This is a genomic window from Thalassoglobus sp. JC818 (genome assembly GCF_040717535.1).
Classification (GTDB): Bacteria; Planctomycetota; Planctomycetia; order Planctomycetales; family Planctomycetaceae; genus Thalassoglobus.
On the sequence record NZ_JBFEFI010000002.1, the window covers coordinates 166,161 to 187,593 of the forward strand.

At 53.1% G+C, this 21,433-nt stretch carries 14 protein-coding genes; 5 read left to right on the forward strand and 9 right to left on the reverse strand.

All coding sequences use genetic code 11. The annotated features are described in order from the left end of the window. Positions 1–225 precede the first annotated feature (225 nt). Positions 226–1,206: a pseudouridine synthase gene (locus AB1L42_RS05145; protein WP_367052071.1), complete on the forward strand. Its 981-nt coding sequence runs from the start codon at positions 226–228 to the stop codon at positions 1,204–1,206. A 30-nt stretch (positions 1,207–1,236) separates the two neighbouring features. Here the strand turns inward: AB1L42_RS05145 and glgC are convergent, their stop codons facing one another. From glgC to sppA, 5 genes are all read right to left on the reverse strand, one after another. Further along, complete coding sequence (gene glgC, locus AB1L42_RS05150) at positions 1,237–2,463, reverse strand: glucose-1-phosphate adenylyltransferase (protein WP_367052073.1); 1,227 nt, start codon at positions 2,461–2,463, stop codon at positions 1,237–1,239. Positions 2,464–2,697: 234 nt separating this feature from the next. Next, positions 2,698–4,548 (reverse strand): PQQ-binding-like beta-propeller repeat protein, encoded by a 1,851-nt coding sequence (locus AB1L42_RS05155; RefSeq protein ID WP_367052075.1) that lies wholly within the window; start codon positions 4,546–4,548, stop codon positions 2,698–2,700. Between the two features lie 236 nt (positions 4,549–4,784). Next, positions 4,785–5,906, reverse strand: a complete 1,122-nt coding sequence (gene dprA, locus AB1L42_RS05160) for a DNA-processing protein DprA (RefSeq protein WP_367052077.1) — start codon at positions 5,904–5,906, stop codon at positions 4,785–4,787. A 37-nt stretch (positions 5,907–5,943) separates the two neighbouring features. Beyond that, a complete protein-coding gene (truB, locus tag AB1L42_RS05165; protein ID WP_367052079.1) occupies positions 5,944–6,843 on the reverse strand; it encodes a tRNA pseudouridine(55) synthase TruB in 900 nt (299 codons plus the stop codon). A gap of 55 nt (positions 6,844–6,898) precedes the next feature. After that, complete coding sequence (gene sppA / locus AB1L42_RS05170) at positions 6,899–7,942, reverse strand: signal peptide peptidase SppA (RefSeq protein ID WP_367052081.1); 1,044 nt, start codon at positions 7,940–7,942, stop codon at positions 6,899–6,901. A gap of 291 nt (positions 7,943–8,233) precedes the next feature. Between sppA and AB1L42_RS05175 the strand changes: the two genes are divergently transcribed. Together AB1L42_RS05175 and ahcY are read left to right on the forward strand one after the other, a co-directional pair. Further along, on the forward strand, positions 8,234–10,264 hold the full coding sequence (locus AB1L42_RS05175; RefSeq protein ID WP_367052083.1) for a hypothetical protein: 2,031 nt from the start codon (positions 8,234–8,236) through the stop codon (positions 10,262–10,264). A gap of 435 nt (positions 10,265–10,699) precedes the next feature. Next, positions 10,700–12,028, forward strand: coding sequence for an adenosylhomocysteinase (ahcY, locus tag AB1L42_RS05180; protein WP_367052085.1), 1,329 nt, complete (start codon positions 10,700–10,702; stop codon positions 12,026–12,028). Between the two features lie 167 nt (positions 12,029–12,195). Here ahcY and AB1L42_RS05185 read toward each other — a convergent pair whose 3' ends face one another. From AB1L42_RS05185 to AB1L42_RS05200, 4 genes are all read right to left on the reverse strand, one after another. Then, positions 12,196–12,978, reverse strand: a complete 783-nt coding sequence (locus AB1L42_RS05185) for an isoprenyl transferase (RefSeq protein WP_367052087.1) — start codon at positions 12,976–12,978, stop codon at positions 12,196–12,198. Positions 12,979–13,097: 119 nt separating this feature from the next. Continuing rightward, on the reverse strand, positions 13,098–14,645 hold the full coding sequence (locus AB1L42_RS05190) for a hypothetical protein (protein WP_367052089.1): 1,548 nt from the start codon (positions 14,643–14,645) through the stop codon (positions 13,098–13,100). A 191-nt stretch (positions 14,646–14,836) separates the two neighbouring features. Beyond that, positions 14,837–15,781, reverse strand: coding sequence for an ABC transporter ATP-binding protein (locus AB1L42_RS05195; RefSeq protein ID WP_367052091.1), 945 nt, complete (start codon positions 15,779–15,781; stop codon positions 14,837–14,839). Between the two features lie 147 nt (positions 15,782–15,928). After that, positions 15,929–17,710, reverse strand: coding sequence for a hypothetical protein (locus tag AB1L42_RS05200; RefSeq protein ID WP_367052093.1), 1,782 nt, complete (start codon positions 17,708–17,710; stop codon positions 15,929–15,931). 224 nt (positions 17,711–17,934) lie between these two features. Between AB1L42_RS05200 and AB1L42_RS05205 the strand changes: the two genes are divergently transcribed. Together AB1L42_RS05205 and AB1L42_RS05210 are read left to right on the forward strand one after the other, a co-directional pair. Further along, positions 17,935–20,280, forward strand: coding sequence for a hypothetical protein (locus tag AB1L42_RS05205; protein ID WP_367052095.1), 2,346 nt, complete (start codon positions 17,935–17,937; stop codon positions 20,278–20,280). A 76-nt stretch (positions 20,281–20,356) separates the two neighbouring features. Next, the gene (locus AB1L42_RS05210) at positions 20,357–21,283 is read left to right on the forward strand and encodes an ABC transporter ATP-binding protein (RefSeq protein WP_367052097.1); all 927 of its coding nucleotides are present in this window, start codon (positions 20,357–20,359) and stop codon (positions 21,281–21,283) included. The last annotated feature ends 150 nt before the right edge of the window (positions 21,284–21,433 follow it).

Genomic DNA, 21,433 nt, shown 5'->3' on the forward strand with positions numbered 1-21,433 from the left:
TTTTCTAATCTGCTTCCGTTGTCGAGCAGACGTTTAAGCACGTTCTGCTGCGAGAATCGAGACAATCTGTCTGCTGTGTCCCTCACGAAAAGAGCAAACGGACGTTATAATCAGAGATTCGCGTTCGTTTTGTGATTGAATTGCCAGATCGTATCGAGAGGTGTTTCTCGAACAATCTCCCAGCTCGCGCAATCACCTTCTTCCGATGACCTCGGTCTATCCACCATGTCTCAACCCGCAGATGACAATCCAGTTGTGCCCGGAATGCGACTTCAACGATACCTTGCCCAATGCGGCTTGGGATCTCGTCGCGAATGTGAAGAGCTGATCTCCGCTGGACGAGTGGAGGTCGATGGCAAGACGGTCACGAAGCTCGGAGCGAACGTCCGTCCGTCGATGCAGACAGTCACACTGGACGGCGAAAAGCTGAAGCTCGAGCGCAAGAAGTACTATCTCCTCAACAAGCCTCCGGGGTTCTTGTGTACAGCGAGTGATCCGCAGGGACGTCCAACGGTCTTCGAACTCTTTCCACCCGATGGTCCACGGCTGTTCAGTGTCGGGCGTTTGGACGAGAACACCACCGGTTTGTTGATCGTGACGAATGACGGAGACCTCGCTCAAAAACTGGCACATCCGCGCTATCACATTCACCGAATCTACCGGGCTCAGGTGGCGGGTCATCCCAAACGAGAAGTTTTTGAGCAACTCAAGGAAGGGCTGTTCTTCACCGAAGGAAAGTTCAAAGTCCACAACATCAAACCGATCAAGAAGCAGGGTCGCAGCTCCTGGGTCGAAATCACGATGACCGAAGGGCAGAACCGCGAGGTTCGGCGGTTGCTGGCCCGCACTGGGCACAAGGTAATGAAGCTGGAACGGATCGGATTCGGTCCGATTCGTATCGGTCGCGTTCCCCTCGGTCAGTTTCGTGAACTGCGGAAAGACGAACTCGGGAAGTTGATTGAAATCGTCACGCGAGCACAGACTCAAAGCCCGCGACAAACGAAGAAACGTCCCGGCAAGAAAGCTGCTCCGGGGCGATCGGGAGCGAGCGGAAAGGCAAAGTCTCGCGGACGTGCGAGCGCATCGAGCGAGTTTGGGACGAGCGAAAACTCGCGGACGAATAAAGCTCCGGCGAAGAAGAGACCACGGTCCGGAGGCCCATCACGGGGAAAAGGCCGAGGATCGCGCGGACCGAAGAGACCATAGATGTCAATTGATGGTCAAAGTGTTTGGTCGCTATCGAAACTGATGCCCCTTCGGTACGACAGTGATTCCGCATTCGGTCGTTGTCAGACCATTCCTGCGGTCCTGTTCCGGATCAATTCCGATCGTCATGTCGTTCGGGATGCTGACATTCTTATCGATGATGGCATTCGAGATTCGAGCAGACCGTCCCACTTGAACTCCCTCGAAGAGGATGGAGTTGACGACGGTGGCGTAGCTGTTGATTCGCACCGACTGAGAAATCACTGAGTGTGTGACTTCCCCTCCAGAGATAATGCTGCCGGGACCGACCAGACTGTCCATAGCGTGACCGACTCGTTTCGGCGATGCGTCATGATCGGCAAAGACAAACTTGGGCGGCGGCACAGGCGGGTGATATCCGCGGATCGGCCACATCGGATCATAGAGATTGAGCTGTGGTTCGACCGAAACGAGATCCATGCTGGCTTGATAGTATGACTCCAGCGTCCCCACATCTCTCCAGTAGATCGGACCGTCTCCGTCTTCATTCTGAACTGGGTAAGCCCGCACCTGACTGCTTTGAATCATGTGTGGAATCAGGTCTTTTCCGAAGTCATGAGAACTCTTCGGAATGGCAGCATCGCGACAAAGTTCGTCGAAGAGAAATGATGCTTTGAACGCATAGATTCCCATCGAAGCCAAACAGCTCTCAGGATGCCCAGGCATTGGAAACGGATTATCTGGTTTCTCCTCGAATCGGCGAACCCAGCGATTCTCGTCAATTCCCATGACGCCAAAAGAACGACCCTCTTCAAGACCGACCGGAAGACATGCGATCGAACAATCGGCGTCAGCTTCAATCAGATCGTATAGAAAGCTGGAGTAATCCATCCGGTAGATATGGTCTCCGGAAAGGATCAGAATGTAATTGGGAGCGGCCTGCTCGATCGTATAAATGTTCTGATAAACAGCGTCGGCAGTACCGCGATACCAGTGCTCGCCGACACGCTGTTGCGGCGGCAGGACGTCGATGAACTCATTCAGTTCTCGACACAGGAAATGCCAGCCCATATTGATGTGCCGGTCGAGACTAGCCCCCTTGTATTGCGTCAGTACGAGGATGCGACGAAGCCCGCTGTTGATACAGTTCGACAAGACGAAGTCGATGATACGGTACATCCCACCGAATGGGACCGATGGTTTGGAGCGATCCAGAGTCAACGGTTCGAGTCGGGATCCTTTTCCTCCTGCCAGAACCAGTGTGAGAACATTCTGCATCGGCTTGTCTTCCATCAAGCTGTCAAAATCGCAACACGCCTCACCATCATTTGTACCAAGAATCGAGATGCGATCCCATCACAGGAGAAATTCGCTCACTGGTTCGTAGTCGTTTTTCACCAATGGGAAGACCGATTCCAGTCTCTTCACGCACAATTGAGAAGATAATCCACTGCGCAAGTGCACCCTCTATCAGAAGTGTGATGCGATCGCGTTCTTCGAAGTGAGAGCGAGCTATTCTTGCTCAGTAACTTCGTCCGGGGCTGACGATGCGTCATCAGTTGCATCCGCGTCAGTTGCTGTTGCGATCTCAGATGGGTCGGTCTCCGGTGGGGTGGAGTTCGCTAAGCTGATGTCGTAACAGGCGACTTCGGTTGCATTACGGACGAAGACTTTTCCCCGGGCCATCGCGAGCGGATTCCAGGTCTTGATGTTTTCGGAAAGAACTTGCAGTTCGCCAAGGACAGTCAGCTCTTCAGGATTGGGATCGACTAAAACGAGCTGTCCTTTTTCCGTCAGGATCACGAGCAAACCGTTCGAGAGCAGAATTTGTCCGTGGCCGTACTTTCCTCGTAAACCAGTTCGGCCTCCCTTCCATTGTCGGTCTCCCTTTTCCGGGTCGATGCAGGCCATGATTCCCTCGTCCAACCCGTAGATGTAACCATCGGTAAAAATTGGACTGCTGAATTTGCATCGCATTCGCAAGGAGGGCTTGTCCCAGACTTCAGTTGCTTTCCAGGCATCTCCAGACTTCTCGATGTGCAGCATGACCGAGCCCATTCCATATCCGGCCGAAATCATGACGTGATCGTCTTCGAGGACAAGTGGTTGTGCGACGTTGATGTGATCGCCCGCGACAAATGGGAATGACCAGTACTGTTCGCCGTTGTGAGGATTGTGGCCGCGGAAGGCGGTTCCGTCGAAGTTCAGCAGCACTGTTTCACCGGCCAGTTCCGCAAGCATCGGCGAGGAATAACCTGGTTTTGAGATTCCCTCAACACCTTCGATCGGCGCTGCTCCGGTTCCGAATTCCTCGATTTCAGTATTCGGGGTTGGGAGTGCTTTCCCGTACCATGCGAGTTTGCCTGTCTCGATGTCGTAAGCGACGAGGCCTCCTCCTTCAGGCATCACACCGTCTGCATTGGAAACTCCACCAATGTTGACGATCACGTTGTTTTCAAAAATGAGTGGAGATGACGTCATCGCCCAGACTGTGTTAGGGACTTGAAACTGTTGAAGCGTATGAACATGCCAAATGGGGGCTCCGGTCTTCAGATCGAGCTTGTACAGATCTCCGAATCCGCCGAACGCGTAGACAGCGCCGTCATGAATTGTCGGAGTGGAACGCGGGCCCGGTCCACCCATGGCTTCGACAAAGTTTGCGGGATATTGATGGACCCAGAACTCGCGGCCGGTTTCTGTGTCGTAGCAGACAACAGCTTCATCCAGTCCACGCTGTTCCATTGTGATGAGTTGTTGACCGAGGATTGAGAACGAGGAATAGCCGCCACCACAGGGGTGTCTCCAGAGTTCTTCAGGAGGATTTTCCGTCCAGTCGGTTCTCAGCTCCGGACCGATGACCACACCATCCCGGTTGACTCCGCGGTATTCGGCCATATCTGTTTCACTGAGTTCAGGAATCACAAGTCCTGAAGTATCGGCAGATTCGGCATTCGTGAGGTGACTCGTCAGTCGCTCTTCAGCTGATTCGTCCCAGACATGATTGAAGCGAGGTTTCATGTCCCCGTCAAAATCGATGGAACGAATCGAGGCGATCCAACCTGCAATGAGAGCCACAACTGGCACTCCGATCAGCAACATCGATGTTCGCGAGACAGGTGCGAAGAGAAACCACCAACCCACGATGCAGATCGTCGACAGCACCGCTTGCGCGAATGTGATCAGATTCTTGATCGCGTCTCCGAAAGCAGGTTCCCAAAGCGTCCACATCGCAATCTGCATGAGTCCAAAAACGACCAGCATGCCGATCAGTAAACGGTCAGCCCAGCGAGCCAGTCCGGAGCGTGCAGGAGCTGTCGCATTGTCAGTGTTAGGAACTTCGGGAATGTCAGTCTGCTCATTCATGAGTCAGCTCAATTTAGGGTTGAAAGTGATGGAATCTGCTAAATAAAGAAACGATGCTGATGTCAGAAATCGATCAAAATCTTTGCGAAGTTTCGACAGCAAAGCATCGGATTAAGATCGAATGAAGAACAAGTTGACGATCGAGACGAGATCGCAGAAATCCTTGTTTCAGTAACTGTAGCGTCAATGAGGGAAGCATCGCGCGGGACTCTCTGTTCGTCAAGCAGCAAAGTCGTTCAACCCGTCGTCCTCTCCAGAAAACTTCCCGGCAACCGGCGAACGAGGCGTTTCATTTCGAGGACTGTGATCGTCGACAAAACACGCGAGGTCGGCATCTGTGATTCCGAGAGAACCTGATCAATGGGCGTGGCGACAGTGTCGACAAGATTCAAGATCGCCCGTTCCTGTTCATTCAGATTTAATTCGCGAGGCGTGTGAATCGTCTTGTCGTCGTCGGTTTTCAGGGGCGAGCTCAGTGGAGCGAGCGATTCCAGAACGTCATCGAAGTGACGGACCAGCGTTGCTCCGTCACGGATCAAGTTATGACATCCCAGGCTCGCAGGCGTATCGATTCGTCCCGGAACCGCGAACACCTCGCGGTTCTGTTCCATCGCATGTCGGGCTGTATGAAGTGACCCGCTTTTCTCGCTGGCTTCGATGATAATTACGCCCAGCGACATCCCCGCGATGATGCGATTCCGCTGCGGAAACAACCCCCGCTGTGGACCACGTTCGAGCGGAGACTCAGAAACAAGTGCGCCCTGATCAACAATTCGGTTGGCAAGATCGACATGCTCAGGAGGATAGGTTTTCAGAAGGCCAGTTGCACAGACGGCAATTGTGCGTCCGCCAGCTTCCAATGCACCAGCATGCGCAGCAGCGTCGATCCCCCGCGCCAATCCACTCACCACCACGATCCCAGCTCGCGCCAGAGCTCCGGCGAAGCGGTGTGCTTGTGTTCGTCCGTAATGGGTGCAACTTCGAGAGCCAACGATCGCGACAGCCAGCCGGTCTTCGGGAAGCAAATTCTGACGGATCGAAAGCACCGGCGGAGGATCACTCGTTTCCTTTAGTGATGGTGGGTACTCCGCTGAGGAACGCGGAACGATGCGGATTCCGTGCTTCTGGGCTTTCGCCACTTCGTCACGTGCCTGATCGAGATTGCAGTGTTTTGTGATCTCGGCGGAGACTTTCGGCCCAATGCCTGCCACGTTCAACAGCTCTGATCCAGGAGCATCGAAAATGGATTCGGCTGAACCGAATCGTTGAAACAGAAGCGACTGTAATCGCGGGCCCAACCCGGAAATGAGATTTAACTGAACAGCAGCGAGAGTCTCTCGGTCGTCTTCTGGGGCCATAGCCAATCCAGTCAAAGGAAGAGTTGTCAGAGTCAGATCAATTCGCGGAAAACATCATCTTGGGGCGGAGTAACTCCTCACGAATTTCAGCAATTCCAGCGAGCTGCTGTTCTTCGTCGACCACCGCAATCGGATCAGATTCAGAGATTCCCTGAAGAAGGGATTCTTCGATCTCCAAATCCGTGACACGGATCTTTTGACCGAAGACTAATCTTTGAAGTGTTTGCTGGTCGACGACGAGTCGCGGCAAGTGGGGGAGTGCAGTCAGAGGAGGAATAACGGCCGACTCGAAAACTTCACGATTCAGGTGTTCCACGTCGATGGCCTGATCGACGTGAAAGGGACCCACGCTGGTTCGTTCGAGGCTGCTCATTGCTGCTTCGGTTCCCAACCGTTGAGCGATGTCACGACCGAGTGATCGAACGTATGTCCCCGTTCCGCATTCGAGCGTCAGTTCAAAGGACTTCTCGTCCAAGTCGGTCAATTCAAGTTTTTCAATCGTGACTGTTCGGGCCGGGATTTCGACATCCTCACCGCGCCGGGCGGCTTTGTAAGCTCGCTCTCCATTCACTTTGATGGCGGAGTACACCGGCGGAATTTGTTCGATCGTTCCAGTGAATTCGGGAAGAATGGCTTCGATTTCTTTCCTGTTCGGAACCGGCTTTCCGTCGAGGTATTCGAGTTCTCCTTCAATGTCGTCGGTGTTACTCCGAACACCCAAGAGGAACCGTCCTCGATACGTCTTGTGATGTTGGTGAATGAGCGGCATCAACCTTGTAGCTGGTCCCAGGCAAACGACTAGAACGCCAGTTGCCAAAGGATCTAAAGTGCCAGCATGACCGCACTTTACACGTCGCCCTGCCAAGCGGCTGACTCGGTTCACAACATCCCGCGACGTCCAGTCGCTCGGCTTGTTGAGGTTCAAAACACCAAACATAACTTCCCTGAAAGACTAATCTTTTCCTCGAATCGAATGAGACAGCCTGGATTGCCTAAGGCTTCAGTTGAGGTCTTGAAACATTCATTTCGTGAGGAAGCCCGAAGAGATAGAAAGCTCGAGGCGTTGCCAGATCGATGAGTGACGAAACCGGATCGAATTCAACTTTCGGCAGAGAGGTTGTCGCTCCGAGCAGCGTTTCTGAGAGAGACATGGGGTGGCTGTAGTTGACCACTTGATAAGAGCTCAATCCAAGTTTCTCGGCGAGCAGATCGATTGTGTCGCTCTCGAACGAGATCTCGTCCACGAGACCGTTTTCGACAGCCTGATCCGCTGTGTAAACCTGTCCGGTGGCGAGTTCGCGGATCGCTTCCATATCGAGATTGCTGCGGTTCTCGTCGATGACCGTCAGGAAGCGATTGAATGAATCTTCGATGATGGCATCCCAGACCGCGCGTTCCTGATCATCCAAATCTTTGAATGGGTTGAGTGAGTCTTTGAACGGGCCGGTCACCAGCGATTCCGATTTCACGCCGACCTTCTCCGCAAGCTCCGTCGCGTTGTATCGAGGAATGATGACCCCAATCGAACCAGTCCAGGTTGTCGGTTCGGCATAGATCGGAGCTTCCGGGCCGCCGCCCATCGCGATGTAATAGCCTCCGGAAGCTGCGATGCCTTTCATTTGAACGTAGATCGGCTTCTTCTCTGCGAGCAGCTTGAGCTTGTGGTAAATCTCGTGGCTGTCGGAGACGAGTCCACCGGGGCTGTCGATGACGAGCAGTACGCCTTTGACGCTGTCGTCTTCACGCACGTGGTCGATCGTCTTTTTAATGCGTTCGGTGTAGGGAGGCATGATCGTGAAGCCAACCTGAATCCGAGCGATTTTGCTGTCAGCCAAGCGAGTCCCTGAGTGAAATTTCTCCGTGGGCTGATCCGCATCGACAGCGAATTCGGCAAAAGATGCCATGAAACCCAGATTCATCAACACGGAAAAACCGAGTGCGAGAAGAAGAATGATCACCAGCCATCTTCGTCCTCGCTGCTGAATGATAATCGTGGGCATATTGGGATCGCCCTTGGTGAGAATTCGTTCGGCCATGTCACTCTGCGGGGTTTTGGGAAAGTTTATGTGTCGTGAGGCGTGTAGGACTTCACGTCATTGTTCGCGTCGAAACGCTTGGAATTGTCGTAACGTCGATGAAATCCCTCTCAACGAGAAGTCGATAGTTTTTTCAACGACCGGTTGTAGCGAATGTGATCATTCTACATGTCGGTCGTCAAATGACCTTGCTCGTTCTCGTAGCGATTATCGGGAACGAGCCAGCGAACGGCAATCTTCAGATCGCCGTCATTCTTGCATCGACAGCACGAGTCTGAATTCGAGGACGTTATGAGTCGCTATCGCAAACTTGCTCTCGAGACCCGAGCACTTCTTCTAGCTTCTGCGACAGGAGCGGCACTGCTGGCCCCAACGTTGAGGACCTTTGCAGTCGATTCAGCAACTCCGGGACGACCCAGCGCTTACCAGTCCAGCGCTGAATCTTCCGCTTCGAACTCCACAGCTGTGAACCAGCGTTTGCAATCTTTGTATGGTTCGCCGCAGCAAGTTCAACAGACATCGGGAGAGAATCGCGTTCAGCCGATTCCCGTTCAGGCGCCTCGACCGTTGGTGACCAACAACGCGCAGCCAATCGCGCAAACTGCTGGAACTCGCGAAACTCCGAAGAAACGCAGCTTCTTCGATCGACTTGTGAGTCGCTTCAAAGGGAGCGGTCCAGTCTCTTCAGGTCCGCCAAAGGACCCGGGCATGCGATATCCGAAAGCTTCGGACTCGCCAGCTCAATATCGTTCGACTCCACCGCGCCCATTGGCTCAGCCTGCGACGAGTGCTCCGCCGAGCATGGCCCCGCTTGCTGAATCCAATCCTGGCACGACAGGACAACCGTTAAGTTTTCCGCGACAATCGGCGCCAATGACTCCAGTCAAGCCATCGCCGTCGACCACAGCGAGTGTTTCGCGTCCATCAGGATTTATTCCTCCGTTGCCAGGTGAGGAGTTCTCCGATGAGCTGACGATCACAGCTCGCTCTTCACAGACGAATGAGAAGAAGACTACTGAAGAGAAAGTGGCCCAGACGCCGGTTGATTCTCGAAGCCGCGCCTTCGAAGAGGTGATCGAGCAAGCTCCGAAAGCTTCTGAGTTTGAACAGCCGATTGTGCGTGACGATTCTTCACTCCCGGTCCTGGACTTGGAAGCTTTGCTCGCTGATGAACAAAAAGTTGAAGCTGAGATGACCGTTCAGGTTCAGCCTGCGGCACCGGAAATTGACCTGCCTGCTCCAGAGCAGGATTCGCCCGCAGCATTCCCAGCGGAAGAACTTTCCGAAGCTGCATCGCCGTCCCAAAATGAAGCTGTCGCAGACGTTCCAATGCCTGAACTGAATGCCGATCTCTTCTTCCCCGGAGACGCGGAAGTGACAGCAGTCGAACAGGAGCAAGAAGTTCTCGTTCCCGAACCGGAACAGGATGCTTTCCCTGAGCCAGAGATGAATCTGGACACAGCAGAAGTCGCTGGCAATTCCTCGGGCTTCTTCTTTGAAGATGAAGTTCCTGCACCTGCTCCTCAATCGTCACAAGAGCCTTCATCAGACGCCGCTGAATCGAACGAATTCGATTGGGCCGAAACAGATCCGCAGGTCGCGGAATCAGAAGAAGCTGAAGAGGCAATGGAAGAACCGTACACAGGTTTGTCTTTGGAAGAAGGGCTGTTTGTCGACCTTCCGCTTCCCGCACCAGCTGATGAAGATGACTCCACGAAGTTGAAGGAAGAGCCGGGATTTGTCCGGTTGGATGATAGTGCAGAACCCGAGGCGGAAGTTCCACCACAGCTCGAATTGCCACCTCTCTTTACAGCCGATGCGAAGCCAGAGCAGATGGACCGCGAGGCAGAAGTGGTCGCCCAATCGGAAGTCCCAGCTCCGACTTTGACCCCTTCCGTCAAACCGACGATCACTCCCAAGCTGCAGCCGACTCCCGGACCGGAGACACAAGATCCGAAGAAAGAGAAAGCGGACCTGATCAAGGAACGTGAACATCTCGCCGGGCTGAAAGGGTTCTGTCCCGTCGCACTTCGCGATACTCGAGAACTGCTCGATACGGACGACCGGTATTCTGCCATCTTCAATAACCGTGAGTACTCGTTCTCATCTCCACATGCACTGGAAAGCTTCCTGGCGAGCCCAGCCAAGTACGCTCCAGCTTTGCGGGGATCGGATGTGATTCACTACGCTCTGACCGGAGAAGAAGAAGAAGGCAGCCTCAACCATGCAGTCTGGTACAAAGGACGTCTTTATCTCTTCACGAGTGTGGAGACGATGGAAACCTTTGTCGCTGCTCCGAGCAGCCATGCAACGAACCTGTAGTCTCATCGTCGGTCGTTCAGATCGATAGATTGCTCATCCTGTGGTGCGTCCAGCAATTGTGCTGAATGACGCGAGACGCCAAAACCCCCGATCCACACTTCGTGGTCGGGGGTTTTCTCATTTCCACAGCAGTGCTTCTGTGCCGGTCACTCATCGCTTTCACCGGCCGCGCGAGTTGTCCACATTGGAAGCATCGTCAACGAACTTGGGTCTCAAGTGGCCGATCCGCGAGACACTTCAATCAGCCCAAATGCGTTCGCAAGGTATTTTCAGAAGATTCCCCAAGTTTTTGATGCCATCAGTGATAATTTCGGTCCGAATTGCGGTTTTGCCTATACTGAGGCACTCAACTGGAGTAGTGTCTTTCTATTCCTTTTTCGAAAACAGGGGCGCCGTGCGCGCTCATCATGACGGAAATCTTGAGGAGATTACTGAATGTCGACGACCCAGACCCTTCCGTACAAAGTCAAAAGTATGGACCTTGCGGCCCTTGGGCGAAAAGAAATCGAAATCGCCGAAGTTGAAATGCCGGGCTTGATGGCTCTCCGCGAGAAGTATGGCGACAGCAAGCCGCTCAAGGGAGCTCGCATCGCTGGATGTCTCCACATGACCATCCAGACAGCTGTTCTCATGGAAACACTGGTTGAGTTGGGAGCAGAAGTTCGCTGGTCCAGCTGCAACATCTTCTCAACGCAAGATCACGCTGCTGCTGCCATGGCCGCTGCGGGAATTCCAACGTTCGCCTGGAAAGGCGAAACCGAAGAAGAATTCTGGTGGTGCATTGAGCAAACACTGTACTGGCCAGATGGTCAGCCACTGAACATGATTCTGGACGACGGTGGAGATCTCACCGCTCTGGTTCACAACAAATATCCAGAACTTCTTGAAGGCATCAACGGCCTGACCGAAGAAACAACAACTGGTATCAAGGAACTTCGCAAGCTGATCAAAGAAGGTCGCCTCGGCGTACCTGCGATCAACGTGAATGACTCCGTGACCAAAAGCAAATTCGACAACCTCTACGGATGTCGCGAATCTCTTGCCGACGGAATCAAACGAGCGACTGACGTGATGGTGGCCGGAAAGGCTGTCGTCGTCTGTGGTTACGGTGACGTCGGAAAAGGTTGTGCCGATGCAATGGACGGGCTGGGTGCTCGCGTCATTGTCACAGAAATCGATCCGATCTGTGCTCTTCAGGCAGCCATGGAAGGGTATCAAGTCACCACAATGGAAGAGGCAGCCAAGTTCGGCGATATCTTCGTGACCACGACCGGATGTAAAGATGTCATCCGCAGTGAGCACCTTGATGCGATGAAGCACAACGCCATCGTTTGCAACATCGGCCACTTCGATTCCGAAATTCAGATCGCCTACTTGAACAACAGTTCAAAGATCGAAAAGATCACGATCAAAGAAGATTCGGATGTCGGCGGACCTGTCCACAAGTACGTTTACCCAGATGGCAAAGCATTGCTCGTTCTGGCTGAAGGACGACTTGTGAACCTCGGTTGTGCCACCGGTCACCCATCATTCGTGATGTCCAACAGCTTCACGAACCAGGTGCTGGGACAGATCGAACTTTGGACCAAAGCAGATCAGTACGAAAAGAAATTGTACGTGCTGCCAAAAGAACTCGACGAAGAGGTCGCTCGTTTGCACCTCGAGCAAATCGGTGTCAAGTTGACCAAACTCACCGAAGATCAGGCAGACTACCTCGGCGTTCCTGTCGAAGGTCCATTCAAGCCAGATCACTATCGATACTAGGAGCTTGGAATTCACCGTTGGGTGAGTTCAGCTAGTATTCGAGATCTATAAAACGCTGAGAAGCGACCTCTCATCTGGGAGGTCGCTTCTTTTTTGTTCCATCGTGCTTAACGGATGTTCTTCAGACTCGTGTTGCTCGCCGAAGTGCGGTGCGGATTTGAGCGATGTTATGTCCCAGCGGGGGAAGAGGGTTTATTGAGTCCCCCAAACCGACGGTCGCGCGATGCAAAACCTTTTAATGCTGAGAAGAGTTCTTCTGAGCGGAAGTCCGGCCAGAGAGTTTCGGTAACCCACAATTCGGCGTAACTGATTTGCCAGAGGAGAAAGTTGCTGACACGCATTTCGCCGGCTGTTCGAATCAACAGGTCGGGATCTCCCATATCCGCGGTGTAAAGGTGTTTGGCGACCGTTTCTTCGGTGATCTCCTCCGGGAGAAGTTCCCCTTTGAGAGCACGTTCGCAAATACTTCGGACAGCCATCACCAGTTCATCTCGAGCCCCATAATCGAGGGCCAGGCACAGCCTCATTCCCGGATTGTGTGCGCTCATTTCGATCGTCTGATTGACTTCCGAAAGAATTCGGGAACTGATGCGATCCGTTCTTCCGATCGTTGAGAACCGGATGTCCTGCCGCATGATCTCCTCTCGCTCAGCAACGACGTAACGTTGGAGAAGACTCATGAGAAGTTCGAGTTCCAGCCGTGGTCTCTTCCAGTTCTCGCTGCTGAAGCAATAGAGAGTCAACTGCTCAACATTCAGGCGAGCGCACTCCTCGACGACGGTCCGCACACTTTGCACACCCCTACGGTGACCTTCAATTCGAGGAAGTCCGCGTTGCTGTGCCCAACGACCATTTCCGTCCATAATCATGGCGATATGACGGGGAATTTTCTCGCGGCTCAGTCCGAGTGCGTTCAGGTCGTTATCTGTGTAAGGAGATTCAACAGCCACGTGTAGGGGACCAGTGTATCGAAGTTGGAAATGAGAGCATCGCGTCCACGGCTATTGTGTCGCATGGACACAACAAGAGCAAATGGTGCCAGTGAACTGTTCAGATCACATCAAGATTCTCAGGACTCAGCAGCTTTGGCTTGAAGTCGATCGCCAATCATATGGTGCATGATCAGAGTGATTCCACCGGTGATCATACATCCAACCATGACAAGTGCCTCCCATCCATTAGATACTCCGCCCAAGGCAAAGAAGCTGATGACGACCATATTCGATGCGATCATGATGAAGGCAGCCATCGAAATTGCGACAGGCCACACCCCCCATTTGGCGACGATCGAGCAATAGATCGATAAGTGGAGTCCCAGCAGGTACTGAAGGAGAAAGTAGCTGATGATCAGGAGGGCTTCAAATTCTTGAAGAAGGCTGCCGAGGCCCTCCCAAAATTCTTCGCCAAGCAAAATGATTCCCAGCAGCATGCAAGCCAACAGCGGAAGGGTTGTGGTCAGTCCTCCCAGCACTTTCTCATAAGCGATTTCTCGGATCGATCGGGGAAGCATGACGAGCGTCGACCAGGTCTTCTCTTGAAGCTCGTAGCGGAATACACGTGCTGAGACGATGGCCAGTTCGACGAACAAAAAGAAGATCGAATAGCCAAACAGCATTCCACCCAGCATCTCGGCGAAATCACTGCTCCGTCTCATAAAGAGAAAAGTGGCAGCGACGGCCAGACCCATATAAATTCCAAACTTCAAGATGATGAAAGTGGTTCCCCCACCGATGAATTGGAAGTCTTTCCAGATGATGGGGAAGCTTCCGATACGACGGCGTCGAGTCATGCCCTGTCGACGTCGAAGTCGATCGAACAACCCGATCGAACCGGGTTCCTTTTCGTTCTGGGTCAAAACATCGAAAAACAGCCAAGACGTGATGAGGAGAACCGTCCCGACGACCAAATTGCTGATGACTTGAAAGTTCCACATGACAGGATTAGCACCGGTCGCCAGAATTTCGGAAATCTGAGTTTGGGCTGACCCTGACCGAATAGCATCGGAGACGAATGTCGCCACTCCAGACAGAGGAAGGTTCGGAATTGCAAAAGCGAGCGAGCTGAGAATGAGCGGCAGGATGAATAGAGCCACCAGAATTCCAAATGCCAGCCCGCAGGCACTCGCGGTGGATGACATCAGCACCGAAGTCAGCAATCCAAGATTCCCGACGAGATACAAATGGGCGAACAAGGTCAGATAGCAGGCAACCACCTGTTGCCACAGCACTCCGCCCAGCGTGACTGACAAGAAGTTAAAGGGTATCTGAACACTCAGCAGCAGGGCAGCACAGATCAGCCGTGGAATCCATTTCCCCAGAATGAGCGAAGTGCTGCCGACTCCTGCCATCCGCAGCAGGCTTAGGGTGCGTTCTTCCTTCTCTTCGGTGATGGCAGATGCGAAGAAAGCGGTTCCGGCGACCGTGATCGCCAGATAATTACAGATCATCACCGACCGAAAGAGGTCCAGTCCAGGAGCTGTTGAAAGGCCCGCCGTGGCCTGGAAGACGAAGAGCATCCACAGGATGAAGGCTCCCAAGAGAAAACGAATCACGTGGCCGCGCAGCTGACGTGCATCAGTTTGCAATGCACGTTTCACCAGGGCGAGAATGCGGTTCATAGAGTTCTTCGCTGACTCGGGAAGTGAAAGGTGACCGTTCGTCGGAAAGTCTCTTCATCGCTAGAGCAAGTTGCTCTTTCCTGTGCACTCGCTTGAACTGTTTCCTCAGGGGAAAGGCCGCGTTTGCTCGTGCGAGTGAGTGCAACAAAACTAGAAGATGCTCTAGCTGGCGGAGAAATCATGAACACGATTTAGCTGCGGACGCCTCGTTCGGTCAAATCCATGAAGGCTTCGTTCAAGTGTCTCTGGTCTCGACCGAACTGCATGACGATCATTCCGTTCGCAATAATCGCACTTAGCAACTGATTTCCATCGGTGATTGTCGGATCAATTTTGACACGGACATCGCTGCGGCCTTCAATCCCTTCGACTGAGAGAACTCCCGGCAGGGCGGAGAGTTGTGTTTCTGTTTCCTCCGCTGAGAGATCGACACGGATGCGGTAAGTGGGAGTCTCGGTTTGCTGATCCAGCAGTGCTTCCATCGGGCCACTGTATTTGGTTTTGCCGCGATCGATGATCGTGACGCTGTCACATAGCTCAGCCAATTCGCTCAGAATGTGGCTTGAGATGAAAATCGTCTTCCCCATGCGTCGCAATTCGCGGAGGATTTCCATCAACTCAATTCTCGCTCGTGGGTCGAGTCCGGAAGCGGGCTCGTCGAGCAAGAGAAGGTCGGGGTCGTTGACGAGCACACGGGCCAGGCTGACTCGCTGTTGCATCCCGCGCGAAAGTCCTTGAATAAAGTCATCCTTGCGGACATCCATGTCTGTCAAAGCGAGGACATCTGCGACGATTCGGTTTCGTTCTTTCAGCGTGAATCCATAAGCAGCAGCGAAGAAATCGAGGTACTCAAAAACGGTCATCTGGCGATACATGCTGAAGTGATCGGGCATGTAACCGATTCGCCGGCGAATGGCTTTGACGTTATTCCTGACGTCGTGTCCGAAGACGCGAATCTTTCCGACTTGCGGCTTGAGCAGAGTGCAAATCAGCTTGAGAGTGGTCGTTTTTCCTGCGCCGTTCGGGCCCACGAAACCATGAAGAGACTCAGGAGAAACCTGAAAAGAGATGCCATCGAGGGCTCGATGTTGTTTGAAAAGATGGCTGACGTTTTCGATTTCAATAACAGGATCCATTTGACTCTCTTTTCTTGGTCTCAGTTGAGGGGTGGATCTTTCCACGAGTTTGTCTGATAAGTCTGAAGTCGCCTCGGCGAACGCGAATTCTTCTGTCGGAAGACGTTGTTGGAGTTGGCGTGCAGTGGACTCGCAGTGTTCCTTGCTCTACTGAGATCGTGGAGGAATGTGAAGCAGATGGCTGTAAATCACGAATCCGTTTTGCTGCGGAGAAATCTGCTCCCCCGCAAAGAAGTCGTCTGAGAGTGAAGTTCTCAAATAAACGTGGACTTTGTCTGGGGCGAAGATCGTCCCATTGACCAACTCATCGAGGTTCTCGACTCCGAGGTCCTCAGCGATCAGCGTCCACTCGTTCATGTCGAGTAATTTTGACGGAGGATTTTCCTCTTGGTTGCGGTATTGATAGGCGTTGTAAGCGTTGACCGAAGCTTCGTTGATAAAGGATTGCAGAGGGCGAAGCTGTAAAACGTCGCCAGTCGATCCAGTTGGAGCAAGAACCCCCTCCGAGACTGAGAGTTGGATGAGGTCATTCCGATAGATCGCATAGCCGACGAGATCCTCTGGCCATTGTTGCCCGCTTGCCGGGAGCAAACGGATCACTTTCAGGTCTTCATTTTCGACCTGCAATTGGTCGACCTGAATCGGCAGTCCGACAGTCTGGGCTACTCCTCCGTCGATGATCGTTCGGTTCGAGAACGCCGGAACTTCCGTCATCATCAATCCGTTCGGTGGGTTGAGCACCTGACCAGGGATTCGTTCATCTGATTGACCGGACGAGTAAGCGACATTCAGCTTCGGATGCACGATCAGATACTGGGAACCGCTGGTGACGAAAAGGTTGCTCCATTGTTTCACGATCCATCGGCCTGGTGGCCCTGCTTGCGCCAGGACGACCGAGTGGATTGATGTTTCTTCTCCGTAGCCCCGTTTTCCTACGGAGTGAAAGCCAAAGCTGAAGAGAGTCACCGTTGCCAGAATGACTCCATACGTCATTCGATAGTCTCCCTGCTTGCGGCCAATCAGCCAGCATCCTGGGAATAACAGCAGGAGATAAACCGTCGCCATGGTGTAGATCAATGGCCAGTTGTGTTCAGGAGTGGTGATCGCGCGAAGTCGCGAAAAGATGGTCCGATTCGGGTCGAGGTTGAGATAGTTCTCAAACTGCTGCTCCTCAGGACGCGTGATTGGAGCCGGCTGATAAGTCGAACTGTGCCGTTCGACGACACCGGACCCCACGCCAAATTGATCGGACGGCTCGTTGAGTTCACTCAGGGAAGCGGGGAACTCGGGATATTCACCGACATTGTCCGCGATCAAAGAGACCGTTCCCCCAGCGAATAGCCAGTCTCGAAACGCCTGAATCTGCGGCTCCTGCCATCTCGGTGTGTGGTCGAGATAAACACGCGTCAGCTTGTTCAGGACAATCGGATTGGTCGGAAAGAGGTCTTCCGCGAACGCAGGCACAGATTGAAACTTCGAACGACCTTCAGGACGGATCAATTCGACAGCCACAGAACCGGGAGAATCATCCGGCTCGTCGATCTTATAAGAGTCCTCAGCCAGAACCCGTCCTCTGATGAGCGGTCCCCATTCCAATCGGGTGTCAGAGGCAGATTGCAGGTAAATCACGAACTGCAGATCGCGGTTCCCATAAGGCTCGATGTAGAGGTCGGGTTGCAGGACCGGAACATCGACAGGCTGAAAGCCCAGAATCGGAGTCAGCGAGACGGCACCCTGCCAGGGTTCTTCAGAGTTGTTGAAAACGCGGACCGTCAAGAGGTTGAAGTGCTGCGGCGTGACTCGCCCGTCCAGGCCCCACTTCGGTTTTCCCTCGACTTGCAACTCAGCATGAAGCGGTGTGGCTGCCACCTGTACAAATGTTGCAAAGAGCAAAATCCAGAAGGCGCGTGCTGTGAAGTATTTCCACATGTGATTCAGTGACCCTGATCAACTGTGACGGATGGGAAATCGTTGAAATTCTCGAAAACTGAATCCGGAAGGCTCCGAACGTTCTTAATTTTTCATTCTCGTTACCGTAATACGATACGGAGACTCACCGAATCTGTACACTTGACCGGTCACGACGCCCTATTCCGGAGGCGTTGATGCCCTATACTACGCAAATTTGCCGCAGTTCGTTGGTAAACGCTGTGATGGCTTCTTTCGATCAATCAATTTACATGACAATCTCTCAGTTCTTTCAAAACAATCAACAATTCGTCCACCGAAAATCCGTCGACTACGCGCGATTTCGGTCGAGTGCGTTTTGGGGTTGTTTGAGCCTGTTTGTCCTTCTCTTCGCAAACAGTGCGAGTGCCGAAGTCGAGATTCTCAATGCTTCAGGCGGAGTCGACGGCTGGTTCAAGATCGGTCGATGGGCACCTCTGCGATTCGACGTTCAGGTTTCCAATGTGTCAAACTCCAGTGAAGAAGGCGTATCTTCAAGCGGAGAACTAACGCCGCGAATTCGCACAGTCGATCCCGATGGTCATGCTGTCTACACATCGTTACCGCCACTCTCGGGGAGTTCGGATTCTCTCCAGCACGTGGAAGCACTGTTTCGCAATGGGCGAAATGATGCCTCTGTGTTGATTGAAATTCTGTCTGAAGGACGAGTGGTCGCCTCAAAGCTTCTGCGTGCAGACGGAGCAGGGAGTTTGTATTCACTCGAGCAGAATGCACAACTGTGGATGATCGCTGGTGAACAGCCAGCATTCGAAGCTGCATTTCGCCGTGCTTCAGCTGTGAACGCGAAAGCGATTCAACTCGTCTCGTTGGAAGACTTCGGCGACTGGCGGGGGACCGGACGGTCGCTCGACTCGGTCGATGTCATCGTTATTAATGCAGACACACCCGTTTCCGAAGAAGCTTCCGCAGCGATGCAGAAGTGGGTTGAGCGGGGTGGTCGCCTCGTTTTGGCAGTCGGAGCAGATGCTGAGTTGCTGAACAACAGTTCGCTCGCCAGCTGGCTTCCCAATCAGCCGCACGGGACTGCGGAGATTCGGAACCTGGGTCCGTTGAACGCGATCATTCCGGGAAGCGGTCGGTTGCGAATGATCGGAAGTTTGACCGGTGCAGACCTGCATGCTGAGAATGGGCTTGTCGTCGCTTCAGGATTGAATCAGCCAATGATCATTCGATCGGGAGTTGGACTCGGTTTAGTGACGATCTTCGCTTTACGCCTCGATCAGGAGCCTCTTTCTGAATGGGGTTCACGAGCAGAGCTGGCGATGATTCTTGCAGGGCGTGATCCTCTCTGGAACGATCCAGAATTTCTGCAGCAGCGAGACGACAGCGGTTTGAGTCCAACGGGAGTTGCAGATTTTCAAACACAGATCATCCAGGCAATCGACTCGACCGACGAGATTCCAAGACACTCATATTGGGTCTCAATGGGCTGGATGGCACTGTTGGCGATCCTCGTCGGACCCATTGACTATTACCTCGTCCATCACGTCATTCGACGTCCGAATCTAACATGGATCACATTTCCTCTGTGGCTGGGACTGATTGTCTACACGACATTAAGTTCAGCCAATGCGACGAATTCACATCCAATGTCCGCCCGCCAGATGGAAGTGGTGGATGTCGACGCAACGATTGGAACTGTTCGCGGGAGAAGCTGGTTCAATCTCTACAGCCCGACGTCGAGTCGATACGACACACATGCGATCGTGGACTTCGGCGAGGCACTCTCTGATGACAATGTCGATTTCACTCTGACAAGCTGGGTCGAACGACCAGAATCGGGCTATCGCGGCATGTATCGCTCCGGTGGTCTGGATAGTCAAAAGCCAGCTTACAGTGTTTCGGACTTGGGAGACGAAGTCTTCGATTTACCGATTCGAGTCTGGTCGACTGGTTCCGTCGCAAGTGAATGGGAAGCAGGCGTCGACATGAAAACGCTCGTTTCCTCAGACCTGTACGATCGAGGGAACGGACGACTCCAGGGAAGCATCTCGCATGAGCTGCCGGGGGAGATTCAGGACTGGTTTCTGGCTTACGACAATTTCGCATACTCTCCTCGCACGACTTCTGGGGAAGGACTTCAGCCCCTGAAACCGGGGGAAACATTTCAGTTGGATCTGGCACGAACCAATATTTTGCGTGGTGTCTTGCTCAGAATTCGGACCTCAACCCGTCAGGGAAAAGTCTCGACGAAAGTGGACGGACAGGTTGATCGAGAACGGTACGATCCGTTTTCCAGAGACGCTTACGACATCATGAGAATCCTGACATTCTACACCGTCACTGGAGGGCGTGAGTACTCGACGCTCTCCAACCAGTCGCTGGAAGAACTGGATCTGTCTCAACAAATCGAATTGGGCAAGGCGGTCCTGTTTGGCCGCATGGAGCGAGGGGCCACGAACTACAACATTAATGGCGAAGCCCCCGAATACGAAGACCGAGCCACGATCGTCCGGATCATCCTTCCCGTTCAAGTCGATGCTGCTGCTCTGAACGCTCCGCCTGATCCAAACTTGCTGAAAGTTCCTTAGTGATCAGCGATTACTGAATACAAATCGACCGCCATCTCCTTGGCCTCATTTTTCAATATGTTCTGGAATCAGTGTTGTGATTGAAACCATCAAACTCACGAAGCGGTATGGAGATCTTGTCGCTGCGAACGAGATCACGATTTCACTCAAGGAAGGCGATGTCTTCGGGTTCATCGGTCCCAACGGATCGGGGAAGACCACCACGATGCGAATGATCGCGACGCTGCTCAATCCCGACTATGGTGAGTGTTACGTCTGCGGAAAGTCGATCTACACCAACCCGGATGAAATCCGCCGGCTCGTCGGCTACATGCCCGACTTCTTCGGTGTCTATGACGACATGACAGTCATCGAGTATCTGGAATTCTTCGCTTCGACTTATCGCATCAATGGTCCGGGGCGACGAAAGGTCTGCGAGGAAAAACTCGAACTGGTCGACATGTCGTTCAAGCGAGATGCAATGGTCTCCCAATTGTCGCGAGGGCAGACCCAGCGAATCGGGCTGGCGCGGACACTGCTGCACGATCCTCAGGTTCTCTTGCTGGATGAGCCTGCGAGTGGATTGGACCCGCGTGCTCGTATCGAGATTCGAAAGCTCCTGCGTCGACTCGGGGAGATGAAGAAAACCGTTATCGTTTCCAGCCACATCCTTCCTGAGCTGGCCGATGTCTGTACTCGAGTTGGGATCATCGAAAAGGGAAACATGCTCGTCGATGACTATGTCGCTGACGTCATGAAAAAGGCGCGTGAAGCGACTCTGCTCGAAATTCGAGTGATCGGTGACCCGGAACCGGCAGCGAAGTTGCTGGAACAGCACGACCTTGTGAAAGGGGTCTCAATTACCGGTGAGACGATCTTCGTGACACTCAACGCAGGCAGCGATGATTACAGTGATCTGCCGTCGGAGCTGATTCAGGCAGGTTTCAAGCTCCGTCAGTTCCGGGAAGAGGAAGTCAATCTCGAGACCGCCTTCATGGAATTGACCAAAGGGATGCAGCAGTAAAGCATTTCATCAGCCTTCCGGGATGTGGGCTCGTCGTACATGATTGGACAGCGGTTTCGACAGCTGCGAGTTCGAAAAGACTGCCTCAAAAACGCAAAAGTGCTGCGAACTGCTCGGGTAAATCAAGAAACTCTGAGTTCCGACCGTTGC

What these genes read in the sequence shown, in the direction of transcription:
- AB1L42_RS05145 (WP_367052071.1), top strand. Translation starts at nt 226, where the DNA reads ATGTCTCAACCCGCAGATGACAATCCAGTTGTGCCCGGAATGCGACTT.
- glgC (WP_367052073.1), bottom strand. Translation starts at nt 2,463, where the DNA reads ATGCAGAATGTTCTCACACTGGTTCTGGCAGGAGGAAAAGGATCCCGA.
- AB1L42_RS05155 (WP_367052075.1), bottom strand. Translation starts at nt 4,548, where the DNA reads ATGAATGAGCAGACTGACATTCCCGAAGTTCCTAACACTGACAATGCG.
- dprA (WP_367052077.1), bottom strand. Translation starts at nt 5,906, where the DNA reads ATGGCCCCAGAAGACGACCGAGAGACTCTCGCTGCTGTTCAGTTAAAT.
- truB (WP_367052079.1), bottom strand. Translation starts at nt 6,843, where the DNA reads ATGTTTGGTGTTTTGAACCTCAACAAGCCGAGCGACTGGACGTCGCGG.
- sppA (WP_367052081.1), bottom strand. Translation starts at nt 7,942, where the DNA reads ATGGCCGAACGAATTCTCACCAAGGGCGATCCCAATATGCCCACGATT.
- AB1L42_RS05175 (WP_367052083.1), top strand. Translation starts at nt 8,234, where the DNA reads ATGAGTCGCTATCGCAAACTTGCTCTCGAGACCCGAGCACTTCTTCTA.
- ahcY (WP_367052085.1), top strand. Translation starts at nt 10,700, where the DNA reads ATGTCGACGACCCAGACCCTTCCGTACAAAGTCAAAAGTATGGACCTT.
- AB1L42_RS05190 (WP_367052089.1), bottom strand. Translation starts at nt 14,645, where the DNA reads ATGAACCGCATTCTCGCCCTGGTGAAACGTGCATTGCAAACTGATGCA.
- AB1L42_RS05195 (WP_367052091.1), bottom strand. Translation starts at nt 15,781, where the DNA reads ATGGATCCTGTTATTGAAATCGAAAACGTCAGCCATCTTTTCAAACAA.
- AB1L42_RS05200 (WP_367052093.1), bottom strand. Translation starts at nt 17,710, where the DNA reads ATGTGGAAATACTTCACAGCACGCGCCTTCTGGATTTTGCTCTTTGCA.
- AB1L42_RS05205 (WP_367052095.1), top strand. Translation starts at nt 17,935, where the DNA reads ATGGCTTCTTTCGATCAATCAATTTACATGACAATCTCTCAGTTCTTT.